Raw genomic sequence first — 25,116 nt, 5'->3', positions numbered from 1 at the left:
CCATGCCGTCAACGGGATTGCGCATGCCTGGTCCGTCATGGCCGACCACGCGCTCCTTTAAAGCGCCGCTCACTGCACCCGCGTGAAATCCATGATCCAGTTGACCTCCCAGGTCTTGCCGTCGTCGGCGGAATAGGCCTGTTCCCAGTGCGCCGTGGTCGGTGTGATCCTGGACCATACGAAGCGGACGCGTATGGGTTTGCCGCGCAGCGTGTCGGTCGAGTAGAAGGTGCCGACACCGTGCTCGAAATGTCCCTTCACCGGCGGATCGAGTTGTCCGAACGGATCGCGTCCGTCCAGCCACCAGATGGCCCACTGGGCGGTCTTGGGATCATACGAACGCAGGCCGACGCCGCGGTAGCTACCCTTGGGCGTGTTGAACACGTTGTCGTCGACATTGGCGTAGCCATCCATCAGCTGGCGCATGCTGAGCGTACCTTCGAACTCTTCCCAGTCATGACTGTTGGCAAGCTTTTCCTTGAGCTTGCGATGATGGCCGCGCCAGTTGCCGACCAGAAAATCAAAGTCGTGCAGGCCGGCGAGATTGGGTTTGGCCTCACTGGCTTTGGGCGTGTCCTGCTTGGCCTGCGCAGGTAGGGTCGCAGCAGCGATGCAGGCCGCAAGCGAAGCGATCAACACAACGCGGAAACCATACATAGGAGAGTCCTTCTGCCATGGTGGCCCGGTGCCCGTTCGATCTCCGCCTGGGCCGAAATGCGGATGGCTGTCAACGACAAGCAATCGAAGTGCTCAGCAAGCCTCATCCCCACTGGGCTGCTCGGAGAATAAATCCCCAGCCGAACCTGGCGACATAGCCAAAAGGCTCGGGCCATCGACAAAACTGGTCATCGGCTCGGATCAGGCCGCCAATCCGAAGGCAGGCTGTGTCGCCTGCCCTACCTCCCAATACTTTCAGTGGCATAGCGTAACCGGAGCTTCCGCCGCCAGGCCGACAAGGGGGCAAATCGCCACGCCGACTGTGTCAGGGGTCACAAATTCCTACCCTGCCGATGTACACAAATGTCACGACACCGTGGACAATGTCCGGATCACCACTCCGGAGGGGAACCGGAACCATGACTCATAGCGATGCCGCGGGCCGTCCCGTGGCCCAACTGCTTGTTGTCACTCGTAGCCTCGTGGAGCTGACCGATCGCGCCGTTTCCGATAGCGAGTTGTCGCATGCGGCAGCCGACGTGCTGGTGTTTGCCGCGCGCCAGGCAGCTCGGCTGGTGGAAGATGTGGTGAGCCTGCGCTCGCGCGATCCCGACGGCGCGACGGCTTTCGTGCAGTGTTCCAGCAGCAGCGATCTGGATCGCGCCTATAGCGATCTGGAATGCCTGGCCGAAGCGGCCGGCATGATCCGCGCGCACGGCATCGGTTCGCAGTACCGCGCCCACCTGGCCTATCTGATGCGCTATGCCGCGGAGTCGGCGTGCAGCGCGCTGGAGCGTGCGGAGCACTCGATGAATCTGGCCGACATCACCAGCCTCGCCAATACCTGGGCGATGGACGCGCGCAACTGAGGCACGCGCCCTCGCCTCCCGCAGCAAGCTCGATTTAGTTCTTGCCGGCGGCCGCCGGCGGCGCAGCCTGCTCCAGCGGACCCACCGTGACATGACCGGACCAGCCATCGAAAACATTGATGGCCGCGGTGTCCACCATCTTCATCACCATCTGCACCGGCGGGCAGGCGCTCGCATCGGCATTGGGCTTGGACGGATCGTTCATGCCCGCCATGCAGTACTTCGCCCCCTGATTGGTCAAGCGCGTGAGCATGGCCATGCCATCGGCATAGCGGCGCTCGGCGCGCGGGCCGGCGGTGGCGTCGCCATACACGGGACGCAGCTTGGCGAGCTCCTGCTCGGCCGCCTTGCGCTCTGCGTCCGTCGCACTCTTCCAGGCCGTGTCATGCGCCTGCTGGAAGTTGGAATTCGGCCGCTCGGAGGCCAGCGCGAGCCAGGCCAGTCCCAAGGGTCGATTCACCGGCTGGTGATCTCCGTTGAGCGCCATGATGCCCAGCACGTATTGTGCAGGCTTGCTGGCCCAGCTGGCCGCCGTGGTGAAGAAGCGCTGCGAGATCTCGTAGTGTCCCAGCCCGAAGTTCTGCGACCCCAGGCAGTAGTAGTAGTCGCCGGGCAGGAATTTCTCTTCGCCGGACACGCAGCGCGCGTTGGCCAGATCGGCGTCGGTGGGCGGCGTGCCAGTATCGGCGGTGCTCGCGGCGCTGGTCTGCGCACTCACCGGCGCCGCCATGGATACCATCAGCGCGGCCAGCGCCAACGCCCAACCCTTGTTTTGCCATCCCTGCATGGTGCTGCCCTCGGTAGTGATGTGTCGTTCGACAAGCGGCACATCGTAACGTTGCAGGGCATCAGCGGGATGACGAGAAAGCGAAGTATTTTCTTGCGCTTACGAGTGCCTCGGCGCATGAAGACGCGAACGGCGGTGCCTCGTCGCGTGATGTCAGACACATGTTCCTAGGCACACATCCGCGCACCATCACGACGAGGCGCGCGCATTGTGGCGATCGCCGCCGGGCGCTTTCATGCGTCCAATCGCATTTCAGATGGCGTGCCGAGCGGCATCGGTATCGCGTGACGAAGCACGCATTGGAAGTGCCACCAGCACCACAGCTGGTAAGGCTGCCAAGCTTGATCGTCACCTTGGGTGCCGACGCAATCATGCCTTCGCAGGCCCCATCACTTCTCGCCATCTGCGACAGCCTGACCCGATCATGCGGGACATATGTCGCCAGCTCGGCGAGAATGTATCCATGAGCGAGTCGCCCCATTGCCTGATGTGAGCCACACCCTCGACCTACCCCTGGAGAGCCCGATCCAGCCGGGCCTGATGGTCATCCATGGCAACCGCATGGAGGACCTGCGCGACCTGCTGACCGCGTGGCTGGCGCGCGCGCCGCTGCGCCCGCTGGAAGACGAGCTGATGCTGGTGCAGAGCAACGGCATCGCGCAGTGGCTGAAGTGGGCGCTGGCGCGGCCGGCCGACGCCGGCGGGCTGGGCATCAGCGCCGCCATCGACGTGCAGCTGCCCGGCCGCTTCCTGTGGGCCGCCTATCGCAGCGTGCTGGGCCGGGATGCCGTAGCCACCACTTCGCCGTTCGACAAATCGCGACTGAGCTGGCGCCTGCTGCGCCTGCTGCCCGCGCACCTTCACGAGGCCGACTTTGCGCCGCTGCGCGACTTTCTCCGCGACGATCCGGACGAACGCAAGCGCTACCAGTTGGCCGAGCGCGTGGCCGACTTGTTCGATCAGTACCAGGTGTATCGCGCCGACTGGCTCATCGACTGGGAGCACGGCCGCTACGAACTGCGCGACGAGCTGCGCGGCAGGCACACGCCGCTGCCCGCCGATCAGCGCTGGCAGGCGCGTCTGTGGCAGCTCCTGCTCGATGACGTGGGCGAAGAACGCCACAACCATCGCGCCGCCGTGCATCAGGCCTTTATCGAGCGCATCGCCGGCATGACGACCCGCCCGGCCACGCTGCCTCGACGCATCGTGGTATTCGGCATCTCCTCCTTGCCGCAGCAGACGCTGGAAGCGCTGACCGCGTTGTCGCGCCACTGCCAGGTGATGCTGCTGGTGGCCAATCCGTGCCGGCACTACTGGGCCGACATCATCGAGGATCGCGAGCTGCTCAAGGCCAGCCAGCGTCGCCACGGCCTCAAGCCCGGATTGCCGGACGAACCGCGCTTCGAGGATCTGCACCTGCACGCCAATCCGTTGCTGGCGGCCTGGGGCAGGCAGGGGCGCGACTATATCCGCCTGCTGGACGCGTTCGATCGCCCCGAGGGCTATCGCAGCCAGTTCGCGGCGTGGAACCGCAGCATCGACCTGTTCGCCGACACTGACAGCAGCACGCTGTTGCGCCAGATGCAGCAAGCGATCCTGGATCTAGAGCCGCTGCCTGCCGATGCGGCGCAACGCAAGCCATGGCGGCATGACGATATGTCGCTGCGCTTCCATATCGCGCACAGCCCGCAGCGCGAAGTAGAGATCCTGCACGACCAGCTGCTGGCGATGTTCGAAGACGCTGCCCGACGCGGCGAGCCGCTGTCACCGCGCGACGTCATCGTCATGGTGCCGGATATCCAGACCTATGCGCCACATGTGCAGGCGGTGTTCGGCCGCCTGCCACAAGACGATGCACGCTATCTGCCGTTCTCCGTCGCCGACCAGCCATCGCGTGGCGCCGTGCCGTTGATGGTGGCGCTGGAACATTTGCTGTCGTTGCCCGAATCACGTTTTGCAGTCAGCGATTTGCTGGACCTGCTCGACGTACCTGCGCTGCGTGCACGTTTCGATATCGACGACAACGGTCTCCCGACACTGCGCCGCTGGATCGAAGGCGCAGGCATACGCTGGGGACTGGACCGCGAACAAAAGCAAAGTCTCGAACTGCCCGGCGTGGAGCAGAACACCTGGCGCTTCGGCCTGCGCCGCATGCTGCTCGGCTATGCCGTCGGTGAAGGCGATACATGGCACGGTATTGCGCCGTATGGCGAAGTGGGTGGCCTCGACGCTGCGCTGATCGGTCCGCTGACGCTGCTGCTCGATCAGCTCGAACGCTGCTGGGCACGCATGCGCGCACCGGCGACGCCGGGCGAGTGGCACCAGCGCCTGCAGCAGTTGCTGATCGATTTCTTCGATGCGGACGATCCGTCCGACAGCGACCGGCTCACACGCCTGAACGATGCGCTGGACGAATGGCGACAGGCCTGCGAGGACGCACACTTCAATCTCCCGCTGCCACTGAACATCGTGCGCGAGCATTGGCTGGCGTCGATGGACGAGAGCCGACTTTCGCAGCGTTTCATGGGCGGCGCGGTGAGCTTCTGCACGCTGATGCCGATGCGCGCGATTCCGTTCCGCGTGGTCTGCCTGCTCGGCATGAACGACGGCGACTATCCGCGACGCCAGGCACCGGCCGATTTCGACCTGATGGCCCAACCCGGTCATGCACGTCCCGGCGACCGTTCGCGGCGCGAGGACGATCGCTATCTGTTCCTGGAGGCGCTGGCCTCCGCGCGCGATGCACTTTACGTCAGCTGGGTGGGACGCAACGTGCGCGACAACAGCGTGCTGCCGCCGTCCGTCCTGGTCGGCCAGTTGCGCGACTACTTGGCCGCCGGCTGGCATGGCGAAGGCGATGATCCCAGCGATGATCACGCCAGCGAGCACCTGCTCGAAGCCATGACCACGGTCCATCCGTTGCAGCCCTTCAGCCGTCGCTATTTCAGCGCCGACGAGGATGCGCGCCTGTTCACCTATGCGCGCGAATGGCGCCAGGCCCATCGTGGGCACGATGAGGCAATGAACACGGTACTGGCGCCCTGGCAGCCGGATGCCGCGATCAGCATCGGCTTGTTGCAGGGGTTCGTGGCGCGGCCCGTTCGCCACTTCTTCAATCACCGCCTGAAAGTGCACTTCGCCGTGCGCGACGAAGAAGCGATGGACGATGAGCCGTTCGGCCTGGATGCGCTGGAACGCCATGTCGCGATGACCAGCGTGCTGCGCACCGCCATGGGGGCTTCCGATGCGCGGGCCGCCGTCGACGTCGCCACCAGGCAACTGGTGGACCAGGGCAGCCTGCCGCCCGGCGGCTTCGGCGAGCTGGCGCGCGATGCGCTCACGCGCGAAAGCGGCGATCTCGCGGCGCGCTGGCTGGCCGCCTGCGAGCAATGGCCGCTGGTCGACGAAAAGATCGAAGTGCTGCACGAGTCGCATGGCGTGCGACTCGAAGACTGGCTATCGGATTTGCGGCAAGGCGAACACGGCAGCTACACGCGGCTGGAACTGGTGACCGGCAAGCTGCTGCAGAAAAGCGATATCCGCTACGACAAGGCCATCTCTGCCTGGGTCATCCATGTGGTGGCGCATGCGCTTGGCCTGCGACTGAATACTCGCATCATTGGCGTGGATGCCACGCTGCTGATCCGTCCGCTAGCCGCCGACGATGCCGTGATGTGCCTCAACGCCCTGCTCTCGTGTCTGCGTGAAGGCATGCGCATGCCATTGCCGGTGGCGCGCAAGACAGCGTTTGCCTGGCTGCAGAACTGCAGCGATCCCGAAAAGGCGCGCAAGCTGGCCTTGCTTGCCTATGAAGGCAGCGGATTTGGCGGCGTCGGCGAAGTGCAGGAAGATCCCTATCTCGCACGCGCCTGGCCACGCTACGACGCGCTGGAAGCCGGCGGCTTCCACCACTGGCTCGCGCTTTATCAGCCAATGATCGCGGCCATCAGCAACGGAGCGGATGCATGACCAAGGCCGCGCCGCTCCAGCCGCTGCAGTTGCCCCTGCATGGCATCCAGCTGATCGAAGCCAGCGCCGGCACCGGCAAGACCTGGACCATCGCCGCGCTGTATCTGCGGCTGGTGCTGGGGCATGGCACGCCAGAGGGCAGGACCCTGCTGCCGGCACAGATCCTCGTGCTGACCTTCACCAAGGCCGCCACCGCCGAGCTGCGCGAGCGCATACGCGAGCGGCTGAGCGAAGCGGCCGAAGCGTTTCGCGGGCGGCGCGAACCCGATGACTTCCTGCGCGACCTGATGGCCGTCTATGCCGATGGCGATGAGCGCGCCCGCGCCGCACGCCAGCTCGATCTGGCTGCGCAATGGATGGACGAATCGGCCATCCATACCATCCACGCCTGGTGCCAGCGCATGCTGGGCCAGCATGCGTTCGACAGCGGTCACGCCTTCGAACAGGACACGGACACGGACGAAAGCGCACTGCTCGCCGACATCGTGCGTGACTACTGGCGTTGCCACTTCTTTCCACTGGATCGCGCCGGCGCCGCACTGGTGTCGCGCTGGTGGAAAGTGCCGGCCGACTTACAAGCGGACCTGCGTCCGCTGTTGCGCCAGCCGCCGGAGAGCCTGCGTCTGGACGGCAAGCCCTTGCCCGATCCCGCCCATGTGCTCGATGCGTTCCGCCAACACGCTAGCGCGGTCGTCGCTGCCGAGTCGCGTGCGCGTGAATGCTGGTTGCCGGCCGCGGATGAGATCGAGGCCATGTTCGCGCGCGCACTCGATGCCGGCGCACTCAATGGCAACAAGATGCGCCGCGACAAGGTGATCGACGAGCTCGCCCTGTTGCGCTCCTGGGCGAACGGCGGCGCGGATGCCTCAGCCACCCTGCCGCGTTACACGCAATCCGCCCTGGTCGCGGCGAAGAACAAGAACGCCGACGCGCTGCGCCACGTCGCATTCGATGCCATCGAAGCCTGCGTCGAGACGCTGGGACTGGTGGCGCCATGGCGCGCCCCGGTGCTCGCACACGCGACGCGCTGGGTCGCGGCCAAGCTGGAAGAAACCAAGCAGCGCCGTGCGCAGCTGGGCTTCGACGACATGCTCAAGCGACTCGACGGCGCGCTGCACGGCCATACCGGCAAGCGACTGGCCGATACCATCGCCACGCAGTATCCGATGGCGCTGATTGACGAGTTCCAGGATACGGACCCGCTGCAGTGGCGCATCTTCCATCGCGTGTATGCACGCCGCGACACCACCGGACTGCTGCTGATCGGCGATCCCAAGCAGGCGATCTACGGTTTCCGTGGCGCGGATATCCACACTTATCTCCGTGCACGCAGCAGCGCCCAGCAGCCCATGTGGACGCTGGGCACCAATTACCGCTCCACCGAACCGTTGGTTGATGCAGTGAACCGCGTGTTCGAGTTTGCCGACGGGCACGGGGACGGCGCGTTCGCCTTCGGCCGCGGCCGCGATGCCTTGCCGTTTCTTCCGGTGGGTGCGCGCGGTCGCAGCGATAGCCTGATGCTGGACGATCAACCGTTGCCTCCGTTGCAGCTGGCGGTGCAGCAAGGCGACGATGCGCTCAGCGGCTCGGCTTATACCGACCTGATGGCGCGCCACGCCGCGAGCTATCTGGTGGACTTGCTCGCCGCTGCGCAGGAAGGCCGCTGCGGCTTTCGCAACGCCGATGGCGGCTTCCGTCCTCTGCAACCGGGCGACATCGCCATCCTCGTGCGTCGAGGCTCCGAAGCGGCCAAGGTGCGCGAGGAAATGCAGCGGCGCGGACTCAAGAGCGTGTATCTGTCCGACCGCGATTCGGTCTACGCCTCGCCCGAAGCTGCCGATCTGCTGCGCTGGCTGCGTGCGTGCGCGGAGCCGGGTTCCGATCGCTCCATGCGCGCCGCGCTGGCAACGCCGACGCTGGGTCAGAGCGACGAAGAGCTCGACCGCCTCAACCTGGATGAGCAGCACTGGGAAGCCTGCGGCGATCGCTTCCGCCAGTTGCACACGACCTGGCAACGTCATGGCGTACTGGCGATGCTGCACGACCTGCTGCATGCCTTCGACCTGCCCTCGCGCTTGCTTGCGCGCCCCGACGGCGAACGCGCGCTGACCAATCTGCTGCATCTGGCAGAACTGCTGCAGCATGCGGCAGCAACGCTGGATGGCGAACATGCGTTGATTCGTTTTCTCGCGGCCCAGATGGCGACTGCGAGCGATCCGCAAGCGGAGACCGCCGACGAACAAATCGTGCGTCTCGAAAGCGAGGCCGCGCTGATCAAGGTGGTGACGATCCACAAATCCAAGGGCCTGGAATATCCCCTGGTCTTGCTGCCTTTTGTGTGTTCCGCGCGCGAACTGAAGGCCGACGACAGCTTCACCTGGCACGACGACGACGGCGAGCGGCGCATGGACCTGCGCGCCAGCGAAGAGGCACTCAAGCTGGCCGATCGCGAGCGTCTGCAGGAAGACCTGCGCCTGCTCTATGTCGCCCTCACCCGCGGGCAGTACGCGTGCTGGATGGGCGTGGCATGTACGCGTTCGGGCAACTGCAAGGCATCGACGCTGCATCAAGCGGCGTTCGGCTATGTGCTGGCTGGCGGCGCAAGGATCGAGCCCGCCGACCTGATGCCGCGCCTGCAGGCATTGCAAGGCCCCGCCGGCGACATGGAGATACGCGTGCTCGGCAGCGCTGGCGCGCACCCGCTGCCCGCGAGGCAGGACGATGTGCTGCCGCTATGGGAAGCGCGCGTCTATCAGGGTCCCTCAGCGGAACGCTGGCGTGTGGCGAGTTACAGCGGCTTGAAGTATGCCGAAGCCGAAGACACCCGCGCGCCAGTACCCGAGACCGCATCGCAAGACACGCTGATCGAAGCCAGCGCCGAACAACTCACGCTACCGGCCACGCCTTCCGTCGCCGCACAGGGCATCCATGCGTTCCATGCGGGCGCGGAAGCCGGTACGTTCCTGCACGACCTGCTGGAATGGGCGGCTGATGAAGGCTTTGCCGAGGCCGCTGATAATCAGCCTGCCCTGGAAAAAGAGATCGCGCGGCGCTGCCAGCGGCGCGGCTGGCAGGCGCATATCCCCATGCTCTCGACATGGATGGCCGAGCTGCTGCGCACCCCCTTGGCGCTGCCGGATGGCAACCAAGCTTCCCTGGCGCAGATGAGCAGCCACTACGCCGAACTGGAATTCTGGTTCGAAGCGACCCACGTCGACACGCTCGCGCTGGATCGCATGGTCACGGCTCACACGCTGGACGCCCGCCCTCGCCTGAGCTTGCTGGCCGATCGCATCAACGGCCTGCTCAAGGGCTTTATCGACCTGGTGGTGGAGCAGCAGGGTCGTTACTACGTGATCGACTACAAGTCCAACAAGCTCGGCAGCGACGCCAACGCGTACACCGCCGAAGCCATGCGCGAGTCGATCCTGCGTGAGCGCTACGACCTGCAGTACGCCTTATACACACTGGCCCTGCATCGACAGCTGCGCGCGCGCCTGCCCGGCTACGACTACGAGCGCCATATGGGCGGCGTGGCCTATCTCTATTTGCGGGGCGTGGATGGCGCGGGGCACGGCGTACACGTGGAGCGGCTGCCGAAGGCTTTGATTGATGCCTTGGATCGCTTGTTCGCCACTGGGGAGCACGCCCATGCCGCATGACGTATCGCTGCCCGCCATGGAGCTGGCCATCGAACGCGGCTGGCTGCGCCCGCTGGATGCAGCCTTCGCAAGTTTTCTCGCTGCGCAGGATCCGCAGGCGCCGGCGGCATTGCCGCTGCTCGGCGCCCTGGTGAGCCGGCAACAGGCCGACGGTCACTTATGCCTGGATCTGTCGGCTTGGAAATCGCTGGCCGATGACGCCGACTGGCCCGAGGCGTGGCGTACGGTGCTAGCCGAGCTTGCATCAACGCCTTCTTCGCTAGCGAATTCTGCGCTACTCGCATCGTCGAACGCCCCCGCACCGTCGGCGTCGCCACTCGTGCTCGATGGCAGCCGCGTCTACCTGCGTCGTTACTGGAATCACGAACAGCGCGTCGCCGAGGCGATCGGGCAGCGACTCGCCCGCGTGCATGACACGCCGCCATTGCTCGCCAGCCAGCTGGCGCGCCTGTTCCCCTCCGCCGCGACCGACAGGCCGGACTGGCAGCGCGTCGCCTGCGCACTCGCCGCGCGCAGCGCCTTTACTGTGATCACCGGCGGCCCAGGCACGGGCAAGACCACCACGGTAGTGCGTCTGCTGGGTTTGCTGCAGACGCTGCATCGCAAGGACACCGGCCGCTCGCTGCGCATCCGTCTTGCCGCCCCCACGGGCAAGGCCGCCGCGCGCTTGCAGTCATCCATCAGCACGCAGATCGCCCAGCTCGACGTCGACAGCGACGTCCGCGCCAGTATTCCCAGCCAAGTAGACACGCTGCATCGGTTGCTTGGCGCACGCCCGGATACGCGACGCTTCCGTCACGACCGCAGTCATCCACTGCACCTGGACGTGTTGGTGATCGACGAGGCGTCGATGATCGACCTGGAGATGATGTCCGCCGTGCTCGCCGCCTTGCCCGACGAGGCACGCCTCGTGCTGCTTGGCGACAAGGACCAGCTTTCGTCGGTGGAGGCTGGCGCCGTACTCGGCGATCTGTGCCGACGCGCCGACACCGGCCACTACAACGAAGCGACCGCGCAATGGTTGCGCGAGACTACTGGCGACCGCATCGATGGCTGGGTGCGCGCCGACGCGCGTCCGCTCGACCAGCACGTCGCCATGCTGCGCCACAGTCATCGCTTCGGCGCGGACAGCGGCATCGGCAGCCTCGCGCAACAGGTCAACGAAGGCCATGCCGCGCGCGTGCAGACGCTGCTTGCCGGACAACACGCGGATATCGCATGGATCGATGCGGCGGCCGATGCCCGCTCGCTCGCCGAGCTGGTGTTGAATGGCGGTCAAGCGCAATTCCTGCCACAGCGCGGTGAGCTGCAACCGCAAGGCTATCGCCACTACATCCAGTGGATGCATCGCGAGCGTCCTTCGCCCGGTGCCGGTCCCGCTGCTTTTGAAACATGGGCGCGTGGCGTGCTACGCGCATTCGGCAGCTTCCAGCTCTTGTGCGCACTGAGGCACGGGCCGTTCGGCACCGAAGGGCTCAATCGCCAGATCGCCCAGCTGCTGCATCAGCATCAGCTGGTCGACAGCAGCCACGAGTGGTACGAGGGCCGCCCCGTGCTGGTGACACGCAACGACTACAGCCTCGGCCTGATGAATGGCGACGTGGGCATTGCCCTGCGTGTTCCCGACGAACACGGCGTACTGCACCTGCGCGTCGCCTTCGAAGTGGCCGGTGCCGCGGACGACGGCAGCACCCGTCTCCGCTTTGTATTGCCGTCGCGTTTGGGCGAACGCGAAACCGTCTATGCCATGACGGTGCACAAGTCGCAGGGGTCGGAGTTCGAACACGCGGCCCTGGTACTTCCCGCTGAAGCCAGCGCGGTGCTGACGCGCGAACTGCTCTATACCGGCATCACGCGTGCGCGCCGCTGGTTTAGCCTGCTCGCGCCCGCAGCCATCGTTCGCCAAGCAGTGGAGCAACCGGTGCACCGTCATTCCGGCTTGCACCTGCGCTGGTCGGACGCAGAGACGTCCGCCACATGAAGCAAGGCCGCCCTACGGCGGCCCTGCAGTTCATTTCGCTCCCGCTTACCAGCAGCCTGCCACGCCAGGTGTGCGAGCGCCGCGATGATTGAGCGTCAGCGTGCCGCATACCGCATCGCGATTGAGCTGCACCGTGGTGGGCGTAGCCGTGATGGTGAACGATGTCGATGTGCTGGCCGGCGCGAGCGTGTAATTGCGGGCGATCTGCGCTTGGCAGTCCATATGCGGGTCAGCGTTGGCGACACCCGCGGGCGTCTGGTCGTAACGCAGATTGCTGGTGTAGTAGCGCTCCATATAGTTGGCGTATTCGGACATGCAACCCTGCGCGGCGATGCGGTTGGTCTTCGCCACGTGCTTGAAATACGACGGCACGGCGATGGCCGAAAGGATGGCGATGATCGCCACCACCACGATCATCTCGACCAGGGTGAAGCCCCGTTCAAAATGATGGTGAGCAACGCTGCCGCTGGAATCGTGTTGACGGGACATGGGGCCTGTTCTCCTAATTCGCATGGGACATCGCTCAGGGATTGACCAGTTCGCGCCATGACACGCGGGTGAACTCTCCCTGCGAACCGGCGGTATAGACGCTGCCGTTCGAGCCGTTGTCGAAGCTGACCAGCATCACGCCGCCCACGAAGATCGGATTGTTCGGCAGTGAGCTGAAACCGATGCCGCTGTTGGCGAGGGTGTTGTTGCCCGACTTGACCCCGTCGGCGTCGTTGATCGCACCGTTGCCATTGAGGTCGAAGAAGCTGGTGCTGGCCGCGGTACCGCTGAACGGGTCGAGCGCCATGATCCAGCCGCGACCCGAGGGATTGCACGCGTCGGTAGCCTGCGGGATGCGCGTCGTGCCGAGCAGCATGCTGCCCTGGAACTGGTTGGGCGTGACGATGCGTTCGCCCTCGGCGCCCTTGCTGGGCGACGTCAGGTCCATGTACCAGCCGGATTTGTCGCCCAGATCGCTGGTACTCGGCTTGGCCGTGATGGCGCGACCCGGCGACACCGGCGGAGTCGCTGCAGCGTCGCCCGCCGATTCAACCAGGATCTGGCGCTGCACGAGTGCCGTGCGACCACCCGACACCAGGTTGCTCACCACCGTGTCGCTGGACGCCTGCACGATCAGGCCGTACCAGGTCTGCGTGGCCTTGTTGTTGAGATCCGCCGAAGCCAGGTACTTGCCCGTGCCGAAGAACAACCACAGATTGCTGGTGGCCGGATCGCGTCCCATCAGCATGCCCGCCGTGATCGGCTGTGCCGTGCCACCCGCATCGGTGGCCGTGAATACCAGCGATCCGATGCTGCTGGGCGTGGCGGCAGTGCCGTCATTGAGGCCAAACTTCCACACCTGCCCCTTGGCATCGCCCGCATAGGCCACCGTGCTGATGCCGTTGGCGCTATTGCCGATCCAAACGGCGGGAGCGGCGAGGCCGTTGCCTGTAGCCGGATCGGAGGTCGTGTGCACCGTCAGCGCACCGTCGGTGATGCCGAACTGCAACAGCGCCGCCGTGCCACTGCTGCTGTTGTAGCCATTGCCGATCAACACCGACCACGAGCCATTGGCGGTTTGCGCGATGACGGGCTTGCCGTTCATCTGACCGATATAGCTGCTATTGGTGAGGCCGTCGGTCGCCGAGCGTTCCCACAGCAAATTGAAGACGGCCGGATCGGTCACGTCGAGCGCGTACACCGACTTGGCCAGGCCACGGCCGGTGGTGCCCACCGCCACGGTATGCCAGGCGCCAGGGCTGCCGTAGTAAACGTCGGCCACCGTCAACTCGCCGTCGTTGAAGTATTGATGGACTACGTCGGTGCCGCCGTAGGCAGGATTCGCAATCTGCTTGAGGTTGCTGGTGATCACGGCCGACGGCAGATAGGCGTACACCTCGGCACCCGTGCTGCCGTTAAAGGCGTGCAGCATGCCGTCGTTGGCCGCCACGAGGATGCGACCGGCCCGGCCGGCCTTGCCCGCCGCGTAATCGGCAAACGTACTGGAGCCGGTAAAGCTCTTGCCGACAAATTGGTTGGCGTTGGGCGCACCCACGTACACCGGCTGGGAGTTGACGATGTCACCCAGGGGTGTGTCGCGGTTGCGCAACGCTCCACCATTGCGCTGCTCTTGCGAGGTATCGCCCAGCAGGTAGCTGATCATGGTTTGCTGCGCGGCGCTGGTCGCGCCCAGCGCGAGCTGCTGGGTGCCGGACAGCATGCCGACGTTGGCCGCATTGAACTGGAACACCGGCGTATTGGGAGACACCGCCGATGCGTTGTAGCTATACACCTTGCGATCGGCGTAGGCCGGCAGCGCCGCGGTCGCCGTCCAATCGGGATTGGTTGCGATCGCACCGGAGTTGGCATTGATCGACAGCGCCTTGAGATCGCCCTTCCACTTCGCCGTGTAGTAGTTGGCCTGGTAGGCGACCGTGCCGGTCTTCAACTGCGTGGAGTTGGCGGCCAGGCTGGCGCCCGTACCGACGCGCTCCGTGGCGCGCTTGAGCGCATCCTTCAGGCCGCTGGTAAACGCTTCCGGGCTGGTCGCGGAATAGAAACCACCGTGACCATTGACGGCCGCATGCGCGAGGTCGGCGATATTGTTGATGCTGTCGGAACTGGGCGCCGGCCAGGCGAAGTTGTCGATCGCCGTACCGCCACGCGCCCAATTGAAGATCTGGTCCACCGTGGTCCCCGCCGGCGTGATGCCGGTGGGCGTAAAGCCCAGGCCCAAGGTAAACGTGGTCATGTGCTGCCAGAAGGCCGGGTCTTCGTTGTTCACCGGCACTTCGTTGGACGTATTCGTACGCAGGTCGTTGACCCAGTAGTACATCGCCACGTCGGCCAGCGTGCCGGACACGCTGTCCTTGAATGGTTTGGCCGCGGTGAACGTATAGGACTGGTTGTTGCCGCCCGTATTCGTCTTCGCCGTGCTGTCCGCATCGCCGACACTGGTGGATGCCGCGGCACCATTCCAGAAGCCGTCGGTGGTGAGGATCGTGTAGGACTGGCGGCAGGCCAGTTCGGTGTTGCCGCTGGCGGTGCCATAGTCAGGGTCGCTGCTCATCGAGCCCCAGGGCTGATCGGTCTTGTAGTACAGGCCCACCGCATCGAGGGCCGAACGCAAGGGCGTGCCGTTGCTGGCTGTCTCGCCCTCAAGCCACGTCCAGAACGCGCTCTTCTGATCGACGAAGGGCTTCACGTTGGCGATATTGAAGTTGTTCTTGCTGGTCTGACCGGTGGGCAACTTGGAGTCGTTGTTGCCGTCGATCGAGCCGAAGCCAACGCGGAAGGTGGTATCCAGCGTCGAGAACGAATTCATCAGGCCACTCTTGGCCATCAGGATGCGCGTGCGGAAATACGAGAACCAGTTGGCCACGTTCTGCTGCGCCGTGAGGCTGTCGTCGCAGGTGGCGGAGGTCAGGCCGGCGGCTGTGCAGGAGCCGGTCTTGCCGATGTATTTGCGCGTATAGGTTCCGTTGGTTCCCGGCACCGTATAGGTGAACAGATTGGTCGTGGTGGTGACCGTAGTGACCTTCTGGCACAGCATGCTGGATGGCAGATACGTGTCCGCGCTGTCGCAACTGGTGCTCGGATCGCGATAGCTGATGTTGCCGTTGCTCCTGATGTGCTTGCACATGCCGTTGTTGGTGCCGCCGTCGGTCACCAGCGTGTCGTTGCCGCTGGTGCACTTGGGATTGGCCGCATAGGTGCTGGTGTTGCTCGACGACGTCGTAATGGCCGTGTAGTACTTGAAGTAGTGGTACGAGGTGCTGCCGGTCGCCGTGCAGGTACGAACGTTGTTGTAGTCGCAGAAGCTATCGGACGCATACTGCGTCGCATCCGTGGTCGTCGTGCTGCGAAAGCCATCGACGAAGGCGCTGTCGATGCCGGTGGGCGCGGTGTATTTCGTGCCATCGGCCTTCACCGGCGGCGCATAGGTCACAGTGGGGTTGTAGTAGGTGCCGTTATTGCCCGAATAGCGCAGCGCATCGAGATCCACCATCGTGACGCCGTTGTTGGTCGTCGCGCCGGTCAGGAACTTTGCATCGGGCATGAAATCCCAGGCCATCGAGCCGGAATCGTCGAACATCAGCACGATGTTGGGCGGCAGCGATTTCTGGATGATCAGCGGTTGCTGGTCCACCGTCACCGCCGCCATGCTCGGCGTGGAGAGCACACCGAGCGCCAGCACCGTGAGGCCGGCCGACAGCAGCCTGCCCGTGAAGCGGCCTGCGCGGGCGCGCAAGCTGGAATGATTGTTCATATCGATCCGCCCTGAAGGTGAACAGCGCACGATCCACCGGCGCCGCGTCGATGCAACTCAGCGATGCTTGACGATGGCTTGCAAAACCACGACTGCACGATCGCCCACCGCCGTCGGATCGCCGCTGCGCGCGGTGATGCGGTAGTAGACGGCCGAGGTGGAACCGCCGGAATTGCCGTAGTTGTAGGAATTGGCGCTCTGATCGAAACCGGTGTCGGAAGTGGGATCAGCCCAGTTGCCCATGTTCTCGATCACGTATTGCGGCTGGCTGGACGCCACCGATGCCTTGGTGAACTGGCCATCCGCCGTGCCCTCGGCAACGTCGTGAATGCTGCCGGATGGCAAATTCGGATCGTTGAACGGATTGGACAGGCATGCGCTCGAGCCGGTGCGGCAGTTGCGCGCGATGTCGCCGGGATTTGCATTGATTCGCAGTTTGGCGGCGCGCAGCGCGGCCTCCGCGCTCTGGAACGCGATCTGCCGGTCGTAATGATTGGCGGCCATCTTCTGCTGCATGATGGTGCCGCGCACGGCGGCAAAGCCGACCAGCGTCACCACCACCAGCAGCAGCAAGGCCACCACCAGCACGACGCCTCGCTCGCGCTTGGGCTGTGCTCGCATCACACGCATGCGCCGCGTCGCGCTGGTGCTCAGGGGAGAAACCGCTTGAGGATTCATGGCACTCATCTCACAGCACCCGGTTGCGCACGGTGGTGGTCACAGTGAAGCTGCGTACCAGCGAGGTATTGCTGGTACTCGCATGCTCGTCCGCGCTCTGCATGGTCAGCGTGGCGCGAACCGCATTCACGTTGCCCCAGTTGGTGACGTCGCTTGCCTTGACGAACGGCGTACCCGCCAGATCGCTCTGGTGATATCTGAGCTGCATATCGGACACGCCACGCACCATTTCCTGGCGTGTCGGCGTGCCGCCTGCGCGACCCAGTCGATACAGCGAGCGGGTGCCGGCCGGATTCTTGCCGACGTACCAGTCCGACACATTCAGGCGAGTCACATAAGCATTGGCGCCGAACGTGTAGAAGTTGGCGGAGCCGCATGAGGTCGGAAAGCCCAGGCCGGTCGAGCAATTGCCGCCGGTGGTGGCATGGCCAATCGTTTTGGCCGTGGCGCTATAGCTGTTGGACTTGAAGATGGCCGCGTGATCGTAGTCGCACACGATGAATACATCGCCTGCCGCAAGATCCGTGCTGGCTTCGTTCAATGCAAACGTCGCCGTGCTGGGATCGTGCGACGCAACGCTATAGCTCGTATCGTCGCCACCGAGCAATTGCAGCGATGCCTGTCCGGCAATGCGATCGGCATCGCCAGTGCCGGCGGCTACATCGGCGTCGTTGCCTTCGAAGCCGCGAACCGCATTGTTCCAATTGCCCCACCAGGTCGTGCCGCCGTTGACCGGCCCGATATTGAGCACGTTGGCCACGCGGCCACTATTGCTGCAAGCAGTAAGGCCCGCATTGCGGATGTCTCGCGCCAGCAGTTCGAACGCCGCGCGCGAGTTGTCCTGCACATCGCTCAGCGCGCGGTTGGTGCGATACACGCGCTGGTTGGAGAGAAACACGCTGCCCACGCCGGCCATCACGACCAGGCCGAGCAACATGGCCACCATCAGCTCGATAAGGGTGAAGCCGCGCGCGGCGTCACGACGATGCAGCGCAGAACGGAGCAAACGCGGCGTCATAGCATGCCCCTGGTCACGACAGTCTGGTTGCTCGCCCCGCCCTTCCCGGCACGGCTGTCGTCGAACGTGATGGTGATCGTGCAGTCGCCCCGCGTGCCGGTGCAGGCGATGCTGCCAGTCGTGGCGTCGCTCGCACCGAGCGTCTGACCCAGCTGCACGCACCAATCATTCAACTGCGTGTTCTTGACCGTCGTATCGGCCGCAGGGCAAGCACTGGCCTTGATCGGCGATGAGGTGTTGTAGCCGCCCGCAATAGCCAAGGCGTAGTCGGCCCGCATTGCATCGAGGATGGAATAGCTGGCCATCGTCGCCATGCTGCGTGCCATCGCGCTGTTGTTGGTGGACAGCGACTTGGCCTGCAGCGCCGCGACGCCGAGAAACGCGATGGACAGCAACAACACTGCCACCAATACCTCGATGAGTCCCACGCCGTGCTGCGCGTGTGCTGCGCCAGCGTCATGGGTGCGGCGGCAAGAACGGGCGATGCGAAAACGATGCGTCGTCATGAGGAACACTCTGTTGAAGTCGTGACGGTCTCCACGACCGAACCGGCCACCATTCGAATCACCCGATGATTCTCGGCACGCAGCGACGGCGTACAGATATCGATGACGTTGCCTTCATAGGGCGCGGAACTGCCGGTGGCGTGCGCGATGCCTTGCGCGTTGAAGCGGAGCGCCTTCATATCTCCCGCCACGATCACCGAGCCGGTCAAATCGAGCTGACTCTCACGCACCACCACGGGACCCGTCGCCGTCGTGGCCACAACGGCGCCCAGCGACGTTCCACAGGCCTGACCCAGGGTGTCTGCGGCATTGCTGGTGGCGGAGTTGCTGCACAGCTGGGTGCGCGCGTTGCGCTTGATCGCTTCCATCCGCGCGACCTGGATGGTGCCCACGATCTCGTTGGCCGAAGCCGTCAGACGATTGGAAAGCGTGAGGCTGCGAAAGCTCGGCACCGCGATGGCGGTCAACACCACGAGCACTGCAAGCGTCACCATCAACTCGACCAATGTGAATCCGGTCTGGAAGCGCCCGGCACTACTGCCGACGCCCCCCATCGCTTTTACGCACATGGTCAGCCCCTTCTGACTACTTAGGGGTCAGCCTAGGGCTTACAAACCAAATCGTAAATTCTTTCGGGATAAACGGTAAGAACTTGCCGATGAGCGGTAAGCGGACGCTTGCTCCCCGTGATCGGAGCCGCAATTTTCTAGAACAGCCCTATAGAATCATACAGATATAGCTGTTTTAGCAGTTATGGTCGCATCACAGAGGAGCGCCGGCGTCTCGCAAGTTATTGCGACACCAAGAAGAGGCTCGAACCGAAGATCCAGTGATTGGCATTCGTGGCCAACAAAAAAAGAGCCCGCTTGCGCGGGCTCTTTCTCTTGATACTGGTGCCGGAAATAGGAATCGAACCTACGACCTACGCATTACGAATGCGCCGCTCTACCAACTGAGCTATTCCGGCGAGGAACCGTGAATTCTACGGAGCGGAGCAGAACCGCGCAAGATGTGTGCGATCAAAGACTCGCGGAAACGCCGCCGACCAGGCGCAGTTCCTTGGGCAAGGCGAAGGTGATCGTCTCCGGCTCGCCGTCGAGTTCGCGCACTGCGCCGGCGCCCCACGATTGCAGGCGCGCAATAACGTCGCGCACGAGCTTGTCCGGCGCCGATGCGCCGGCGGTGAGGCCGATGTGGGTGACGCCGTCGAGCCAGCTACGCTCGATATGCTCCGCCCCGTCGATGAGATAGGAACGCACGCCCTCTTTCTCCGCCAACTCGCGCAGGCGGTTGGAGTTGGAGCTATTGACCGAGCCCACCACCAGCATCAGATCCACCGAGGCGGCGAGACGGCGCACGGCATCCTGGCGATTTTGCGTGGCGTAACAGATGTCGTCTTTGCGCGGACCGTCGATATCCGGGAATTTCGCGCGCAGCGCTTCGATGATCGCCTTGGTGTCGTCCACCGACAGCGTGGTCTGCGTGACGTACGAGAGCTCGTGCGGAAACTTCGGCTCCAGCGTGGCCACGCACTCCACCGATTCCACCAGCAGGATCTCGCCAGTGTTGGCAGGGTTCCACTGGCCCATGGTGCCTTCGACCTCGGGATGGCCGCCGTGACCGATCAGCACGACGCTGCGGCCGATACGACCCAGGCGCGCCACTTCCATATGCACCTTGGTGACCAGCGGGCAGGTGGCGTCGAACACTTTCAGGCCGCGCTGATCGGCCTCTTCGCGCACGGCCTTGGACACGCCATGCGCGCTGAAGATCACCGTGGCGCCGTCCGGCACTTCGTGCAGTTCCTCGACGAACACCGCGCCATCAGCACGCAGCTTGTCGACCACGTAGCGGTTGTGCACCACTTCGTGACGCACATAGATGGGGGCGCCATAGGATTCGAGCGCGCGTTCGACAATGGCAATGGCGCGATCCACACCAGCGCAAAAACCACGGGGATTGGCGAGCAGGATGTCCACGGAAGCTCCGGACCTATCAGACTGACTGGTCGCCATTATCGCACGGTCGCCGTGACCATACGTGAGCGCCGGGTCAGGCCTTGGCCTTGCCCTGGAACAAGCCGAAGACCACCAGCATCACGGCACCCACGGTGATCCCACAGTCGGCGAGATTGAACACCGGATAGTTCCACTCGCGGAAATACACGTGAATGAAATCGGTGACCTGAGAGGCATGCAGGCGGTCGATGAGATTGCCCAGCGCACCGCCCACGATCAGGCCCAGCGGCAGTGCCGTCTTCCAGTCGCCGCGCGGCGTGCGCGACAGCCACACGACCAGCACGCCGCTGATCACCACCGCGAGCAGCACGAAGAACCAGCGCTGCCAGCCGTCGTTGTTGGCGAGGAAGCTGAAAGCCGCGCCCCTGTTGAAAGCCAGCGTCCAGTTGAGGAAACCGGGAATCACGGGATGCGGCGTACCAGCGGGCTGCAACGCCGCAAGCGCCCACCACTTGCTCAGTTGATCGAGCACGATGACGACGAGGGAGAGCACGAGCCAGGACAGGGCGTTGGGTTTGGGTTTCATAAGCGAATTCAGTATTCCGAATGACACCTGCTTCTCCAGGAAGTCAGGGCGGAATGGGACGTTTGCCCCAACCTATCCTATCCCCGTCATTCCGGCGAAAGCCGGAATCCAGTGACTTTGCTCTGGAGCTGAAAGGCGCTGGATCCCGGCTTTCGCCGGGATGACGAGCGTATAGCGCGATGCAAGGTGACTCACGCCGACTCTATCGACGTGAGTTTCCATCGGGTTAAAACCAGCGACGATTCTCGCCCGGCCCTTCCACATTGCTGATGCAGCGATCGCACAGTTCCGGATGCGCCGCATGCGTGCCGACATCATCGCGACGCTGCCAGCAACGCACGCACTTGGCCGCGTCGCTCACCGTCGCCGACACCCACACGTCCGCACCTTCCAGCTCGGTCAGCACTGCGTCGGCCGGCTGGCCACCGGCCAGATCCAGACGCACATCGGAACTGATGAAGAAGAAGCGCAGCTCCGACGCGGCCGGCTGATAACGCGCAACCACAGCGGCGTCGGCATGGATGGCCACCTTCGCTTCCAGCGACGCGCCGATCTGCTCGGCCTTGCGCATGCCTTCGAGCACGCGCGACGCGGTATCGCGGATCGCCAGCAGGTCCGACCAGTAACGACGCTGCTCCGGCGAACCCTGCGTTGCCGCCAGACCGTCGTACCAGGTCTCGAACAGCACGCTCTCGCCACGCTTGCCCGGCATGTGCTGCCAGATTTCTTCCGCCGTGAAGGTGAGCACCGGCGCCAGCCAGCGCACCAGTGCCTCGGCGATGCGATACATCGCGCTCTGCGCGCTGCGGCGACCATGGCTTTCGGTCGGCATCGTGTAGAGGCGATCCTTGGTGATATCCAGGTACAGTGCGCCCAGCTCGTTGGTGCAGAAGTTCTGCACGCGCTGGACGATCTCCGGGAAATCGTAGCGGTCATACGCCGCTGTCACCGCCTGCTGCACGTCGTACGCCTGCTGCACGACCCACTGGTCGAGCAGCGTGCCTTCTTCCACCGGCACCAGATGCTTGGCCGGATCGAAGCCATCGAGATTGCCGAGCAGGAAGCGCGCGGTGTTGCGGATGCGGCGATAGGTATCGGACACGCGCTTCAAGATCTCGTCCGACAAGGACATCTCGTTGCGGTAATCGGTCGAGCAGATCCACAGGCGCAGGATGTCCGCGCCCAGGTTCTTCATGATGTCCTGCGGCTCGATGCCGTTGCCCATCGACTTGGACATCTTGCGGCCCTGCGCATCCACGGTGAAGCCGTGGGTGAGCACGTCGTTGTACGGCGCCTTCGCGAACATCGCCGACGAGGTGAGCAAGGAGGACTGGAACCAGCCGCGATGCTGGTCCGAGCCTTCCAGGTACATCACCTTGTAGCTGCTCGCATTGCCCTGCTGCAGTTCGGGACGCTGGCCCACCACGGTGAAGTGGCTGGCGCCGGAATCGAACCACACGTCGAGCACGTCGAGGACTTTTTCATAGTCCTTCGCCTGATCGCCGAGCAGCTCGGCTGCATCAAGCGCATACCACGCGTCGATGCCGCCCTGTTCGATGCGCTTGGCCACCTGCTCCAGCAGCGCGACGCTATCGGGGTGCGGTTCCTGCGTGCTCTTGTTGATGAACAGCGCGATCGGCACGCCCCAGGTGCGCTGACGCGAGATGCACCAGTCGGGACGATCGCCCACCATGCCGGCGATGCGCTCTTCGCCCCAGCCCGGCACCCAGCGCACCTGCTTGATCGCATCGAGTGCGGTCTGGCGCAGGCCTTCCTTCTCCATGCTGATGAACCACTGCGGCGTGGTGCGGAAGATCACCGGCGACTTGTGGCGCCAGCAATGCGGATAGCTGTGCTCGATCTTGGCAAACGCCAGCAGCACGCCACGACGACGCAGCAGCTCGACGATTTCGTCGTTGGCCTTCCACAGATGCTTGCCCGCGATCACCGTGCCATCGAGCGCGGCCGGCGTATCGGCGCGATAGGTGCCGCGGGCCTCGGTGTAATTCAGCGTCTCGATGCCGTACTTGCGCGAGACGACGAAGTCTTCAACGCCGTGGTCTGGCGAGGTGTGCACGGCGCCGGTACCGTCTTCGGCGGACACGTGGTCGCCGATCAGCACCGGCACTTCGCGTGCATAGAACGGATGCTTGAGCAGCACGCCTTCCAGCGTCTGCCCGTCGACATGGCCAAACACCTTCGGCTCATCGATGCCATAACGATGCGCGGCCTTCTCGACCAGTGCGCTGGCGATCACCAGCAGCACGCGCTGGCCCTCGCGCGCCGGACCTTCGATCAGCGCGTATTCGAGCTCGCCACCCAGCGACACCGCCAGGCTTTCCGGCAACGTCCACGGCGTGGTGGTCCAGATCGGAATGGCGACGATGGCATCGCCCGCATCCACCCCGAACTTCTGTGCGAGCGCTTTCGGGTCCACTGCGTCATAAGCGACGTCGACAGCCGGCGAGACTTTGTCGGCGTATTCGATTTCCGCTTCAGCCAGCGCCGAACCGCAATCGAAGCACCAGTAGACCGGCTTGGCACCGCGCACGACGTGACCGTTGCCGACGATCTTGGCCAGCGCACGCACCATGTCCGCTTCGTACTTGAAATCCATCGTGCGATACGGGTGTTCCCAATCGCCCAGCACGCCGAGGCGCTTGAAGTCGGTGCGCTGCAGGTCGATCTGCTGCTGCGCGTACTCGCGGCACTTCTGGCGGAACGCAGCGGCGTCGAGCTTGTCGCCCACGCGGCCGAACTTCTTTTCGATCGCCACTTCAATCGGCAGGCCGTGGCAGTCCCAGCCCGGCACGTAAGGCGCGCGGAAACCGGCCAGCAGGCGCGACTTCACCACCACGTCCTTGAGCACCTTGTTCACCGCATGACCCAGGTGGATCGCACCGTTCGCGTACGGCGGGCCGTCATGCAGCACAAACACCTTGTCGCGGCCGGCGGCGCGCTCCTGGATCTGCTCGTAGCGGCCCACCTGCTGCCAATCGGCCAGCCACTTGGGCTCGCGCTTGGGGAGGTCGCCGCGCATCGGGAATTCCGTCTGCGGCAGGTTGATGGTGTTCTTGTAATCCTGGGTCATTGCCTGGGGATGCTCTGATCGTCGGGTTGTTCGGGTGTCGCCTCGGCAGCGCCATGGCCCTGGGGCCGGCGCTTCTACCATCACGGCGAAAGCGCCAACGTTACCGGATTTGAGGCAGTTACGCCTCGCTGAGACGCGGATTCATGCCCAGCAACTCACGGGCCTGGCGCGCGTCTTTGGCCATCTGGACGGTCAACTCGTCCAGGTTGTCGAATTTCTGCTCATCACGCAGCTTCGCCACGAATTCCACCGCCATGCGCTGGCCGTAGAGATCGCCCTCGAAGTCGAACAAATGCACTTCCAGCAGCGGCTCCGGCACCTCGTTCACGGTGGGACGAACGCCGAGGCTGGCGACGCCGGGCCAGCTGCACTCGCTTTCGCCCAGGCCCACGCGTACGGCAAATATGCCGTGAACGGGGCTGGACCGGTCACGCAGATGGATATTGGCGGTCGGGTAACCAAGCTGGCGACCCAGCTGCTTGCCGTATTCCACCTTGCCTTCGATCACGAACGGCCGGCCCAGCAGCGGCGCCGCGCCGGAAAATTCGCCGGCTGCCAGCAGCATGCGGACCCGCGTGGCCGATACCCGCGCACCATCCAGCAGCACCGAAGGCATCGTGCGGGCGGTGAATCCCAGCTCGGGCCCCACTCGCTCCAGCATCGCCACATCGCCGCTGCGCTTGTGGCCAAAGCGGAAATCCGTGCCCACCCACACCTCACGCGCGTTCAGCCGATCCACCAGCACGCGGCGAATGAAATCTTCCGCCGTCATAGAAGTGAGGGCTCGGTTGAAGCGCAACAAGAGCACCTGCTCCATGCCGGCTTCGTCGAACCCGCGTAATTTTTCGCGAACGCTGGACAGCCGGGCCACGGGCTCCGGTGAAAAATAAGCCCGCGGCAGCGGCTCAAAACTCACCACGATAGCCGTGAGCCCAAGCTTGGCGGCGCGCTCATGCACCTGCGCAAGCAGGGCCTGGTGACCGCGGTGCAGGCCGTCGAACGCGCCAACGGCTACGACGCTGCCGCCGGGCGCCAGACTAGGGCCGGCGACATCCCTGGAAAGTCTCATCATCGGGCGAGTATACCGGCTGAAGCG

16 protein-coding genes and 1 tRNA gene are annotated in these 25,116 nt (G+C 64.3%); 4 read left to right on the top strand and 13 right to left on the bottom strand.

What is annotated here, in order from left to right; genetic code table 11:
• Window positions 1-69 precede the first annotated feature (69 nt).
• Window positions 70-657: a hypothetical protein gene (locus AC1DMY_RS17370; protein ID WP_477166116.1), complete on the bottom strand. Its 588-nt coding sequence runs from the start codon at window positions 655-657 to the stop codon at window positions 70-72.
• Between the two features lie 419 nt (window positions 658-1,076).
• Here AC1DMY_RS17370 and AC1DMY_RS17365 point away from each other — a divergent pair, with 419 nt between their 5' ends.
• Entirely contained in the window at window positions 1,077-1,526 is a 450-nt protein-coding gene (locus AC1DMY_RS17365) for a hypothetical protein (protein WP_046972971.1), read from the top strand.
• 34 nt (window positions 1,527-1,560) lie between these two features.
• On the opposite strand, the gene AC1DMY_RS17360 is transcribed toward AC1DMY_RS17365, so the two are convergent.
• Complete coding sequence (locus AC1DMY_RS17360; protein ID WP_477166115.1) at window positions 1,561-2,313, bottom strand: hypothetical protein; 753 nt, start codon at window positions 2,311-2,313, stop codon at window positions 1,561-1,563.
• 489 nt (window positions 2,314-2,802) lie between these two features.
• On the opposite strand from AC1DMY_RS17360, the gene recC reads away from it, so the two are divergent.
• From recC to recD, 3 genes are read left to right on the top strand one after another with little or no spacing between them, the layout of a single operon-like run.
• Window positions 2,803-6,282: an exodeoxyribonuclease V subunit gamma gene (gene recC / locus AC1DMY_RS17355; RefSeq protein ID WP_477166114.1), complete on the top strand. Its 3,480-nt coding sequence runs from the start codon at window positions 2,803-2,805 to the stop codon at window positions 6,280-6,282.
• Window positions 6,279-9,944: an exodeoxyribonuclease V subunit beta gene (gene recB, locus AC1DMY_RS17350; RefSeq protein WP_477166113.1), complete on the top strand. Its 3,666-nt coding sequence runs from the start codon at window positions 6,279-6,281 to the stop codon at window positions 9,942-9,944. Before recC ends, recB begins: the two co-directional genes overlap by 4 nt.
• Entirely contained in the window at window positions 9,934-11,925 is a 1,992-nt protein-coding gene (recD, locus tag AC1DMY_RS17345) for an exodeoxyribonuclease V subunit alpha (RefSeq protein ID WP_477166112.1), read from the top strand. Before recB ends, recD begins: the two co-directional genes overlap by 11 nt.
• A 45-nt stretch (window positions 11,926-11,970) precedes the next feature.
• On the opposite strand, the gene AC1DMY_RS17340 is transcribed toward recD, so the two are convergent.
• The 11 genes from AC1DMY_RS17340 to AC1DMY_RS17290 all read right to left on the bottom strand — a co-directional run bounded on the left by AC1DMY_RS17340 (window position 11,971) and on the right by AC1DMY_RS17290 (window position 25,092).
• Window positions 11,971-12,414, bottom strand: a complete 444-nt coding sequence (locus AC1DMY_RS17340; protein ID WP_477166111.1) for a type IV pilin protein — start codon at window positions 12,412-12,414, stop codon at window positions 11,971-11,973.
• 34 nt (window positions 12,415-12,448) lie between these two features.
• Window positions 12,449-16,183, bottom strand: coding sequence for a pilus assembly protein (locus AC1DMY_RS17335; protein WP_477166110.1), 3,735 nt, complete (start codon window positions 16,181-16,183; stop codon window positions 12,449-12,451).
• A gap of 57 nt (window positions 16,184-16,240) precedes the next feature.
• A complete protein-coding gene (locus AC1DMY_RS17330) occupies window positions 16,241-16,861 on the bottom strand; it encodes a pilus assembly PilX family protein (RefSeq protein ID WP_477166109.1) in 621 nt (206 codons plus the stop codon).
• 10 nt (window positions 16,862-16,871) lie between these two features.
• A complete protein-coding gene (locus AC1DMY_RS17325) occupies window positions 16,872-17,879 on the bottom strand; it encodes a PilW family protein (protein ID WP_477166108.1) in 1,008 nt (335 codons plus the stop codon).
• Complete coding sequence (pilV, locus tag AC1DMY_RS17320) at window positions 17,876-18,385, bottom strand: type IV pilus modification protein PilV (protein ID WP_477166107.1); 510 nt, start codon at window positions 18,383-18,385, stop codon at window positions 17,876-17,878. Before pilV ends, AC1DMY_RS17325 begins: the two co-directional genes overlap by 4 nt.
• On the bottom strand, window positions 18,382-18,939 hold the full coding sequence (locus tag AC1DMY_RS17315) for a GspH/FimT family pseudopilin (RefSeq protein ID WP_477166106.1): 558 nt from the start codon (window positions 18,937-18,939) through the stop codon (window positions 18,382-18,384). Before AC1DMY_RS17315 ends, pilV begins: the two co-directional genes overlap by 4 nt.
• Window positions 18,940-19,276: 337 nt before the next feature.
• A tRNA-Thr gene (locus AC1DMY_RS17310) sits at window positions 19,277-19,352 on the bottom strand.
• A 52-nt stretch (window positions 19,353-19,404) separates the two neighbouring features.
• Window positions 19,405-20,364 (bottom strand): 4-hydroxy-3-methylbut-2-enyl diphosphate reductase, encoded by a 960-nt coding sequence (ispH, locus tag AC1DMY_RS17305; RefSeq protein ID WP_477166105.1) that lies wholly within the window; start codon window positions 20,362-20,364, stop codon window positions 19,405-19,407.
• Between the two features lie 73 nt (window positions 20,365-20,437).
• Window positions 20,438-20,929: a signal peptidase II gene (lspA, locus tag AC1DMY_RS17300; RefSeq protein ID WP_477166104.1), complete on the bottom strand. Its 492-nt coding sequence runs from the start codon at window positions 20,927-20,929 to the stop codon at window positions 20,438-20,440.
• A 226-nt stretch (window positions 20,930-21,155) separates the two neighbouring features.
• Window positions 21,156-24,020, bottom strand: coding sequence for an isoleucine--tRNA ligase (gene ileS / locus AC1DMY_RS17295; RefSeq protein ID WP_477166103.1), 2,865 nt, complete (start codon window positions 24,018-24,020; stop codon window positions 21,156-21,158).
• Between the two features lie 118 nt (window positions 24,021-24,138).
• Window positions 24,139-25,092, bottom strand: a complete 954-nt coding sequence (locus tag AC1DMY_RS17290) for a bifunctional riboflavin kinase/FAD synthetase (RefSeq protein ID WP_477166102.1) — start codon at window positions 25,090-25,092, stop codon at window positions 24,139-24,141.
• Window positions 25,093-25,116: the final 24 nt, after the last annotated feature.

The organism is Dyella sp. 01L423 (genome assembly GCF_056399945.1).
Note: the sequence above shows the minus strand (reverse complement) of the source record. Positions and strands in the feature narration are given on the sequence as shown.

What these genes read in the sequence shown, in the direction of transcription:
- AC1DMY_RS17325 (WP_477166108.1), bottom strand. Translation starts at nt 17,879, where the DNA reads ATGACGCCGCGTTTGCTCCGTTCTGCGCTGCATCGTCGTGACGCCGCG.
- AC1DMY_RS17370 (WP_477166116.1), bottom strand. Translation starts at nt 657, where the DNA reads ATGTATGGTTTCCGCGTTGTGTTGATCGCTTCGCTTGCGGCCTGCATC.
- AC1DMY_RS17360 (WP_477166115.1), bottom strand. Translation starts at nt 2,313, where the DNA reads ATGCAGGGATGGCAAAACAAGGGTTGGGCGTTGGCGCTGGCCGCGCTG.
- AC1DMY_RS17335 (WP_477166110.1), bottom strand. Translation starts at nt 16,183, where the DNA reads ATGAACAATCATTCCAGCTTGCGCGCCCGCGCAGGCCGCTTCACGGGC.
- AC1DMY_RS17315 (WP_477166106.1), bottom strand. Translation starts at nt 18,939, where the DNA reads ATGGGGGGCGTCGGCAGTAGTGCCGGGCGCTTCCAGACCGGATTCACA.
- AC1DMY_RS17340 (WP_477166111.1), bottom strand. Translation starts at nt 12,414, where the DNA reads ATGTCCCGTCAACACGATTCCAGCGGCAGCGTTGCTCACCATCATTTT.
- lspA (WP_477166104.1), bottom strand. Translation starts at nt 20,929, where the DNA reads ATGAAACCCAAACCCAACGCCCTGTCCTGGCTCGTGCTCTCCCTCGTC.
- AC1DMY_RS17290 (WP_477166102.1), bottom strand. Translation starts at nt 25,092, where the DNA reads ATGATGAGACTTTCCAGGGATGTCGCCGGCCCTAGTCTGGCGCCCGGC.
- pilV (WP_477166107.1), bottom strand. Translation starts at nt 18,385, where the DNA reads ATGACGACGCATCGTTTTCGCATCGCCCGTTCTTGCCGCCGCACCCAT.
- recB (WP_477166113.1), top strand. Translation starts at nt 6,279, where the DNA reads ATGACCAAGGCCGCGCCGCTCCAGCCGCTGCAGTTGCCCCTGCATGGC.
- AC1DMY_RS17365 (WP_046972971.1), top strand. Translation starts at nt 1,077, where the DNA reads ATGACTCATAGCGATGCCGCGGGCCGTCCCGTGGCCCAACTGCTTGTT.
- recD (WP_477166112.1), top strand. Translation starts at nt 9,934, where the DNA reads ATGCCGCATGACGTATCGCTGCCCGCCATGGAGCTGGCCATCGAACGC.
- ileS (WP_477166103.1), bottom strand. Translation starts at nt 24,020, where the DNA reads ATGACCCAGGATTACAAGAACACCATCAACCTGCCGCAGACGGAATTC.
- AC1DMY_RS17330 (WP_477166109.1), bottom strand. Translation starts at nt 16,861, where the DNA reads ATGAATCCTCAAGCGGTTTCTCCCCTGAGCACCAGCGCGACGCGGCGC.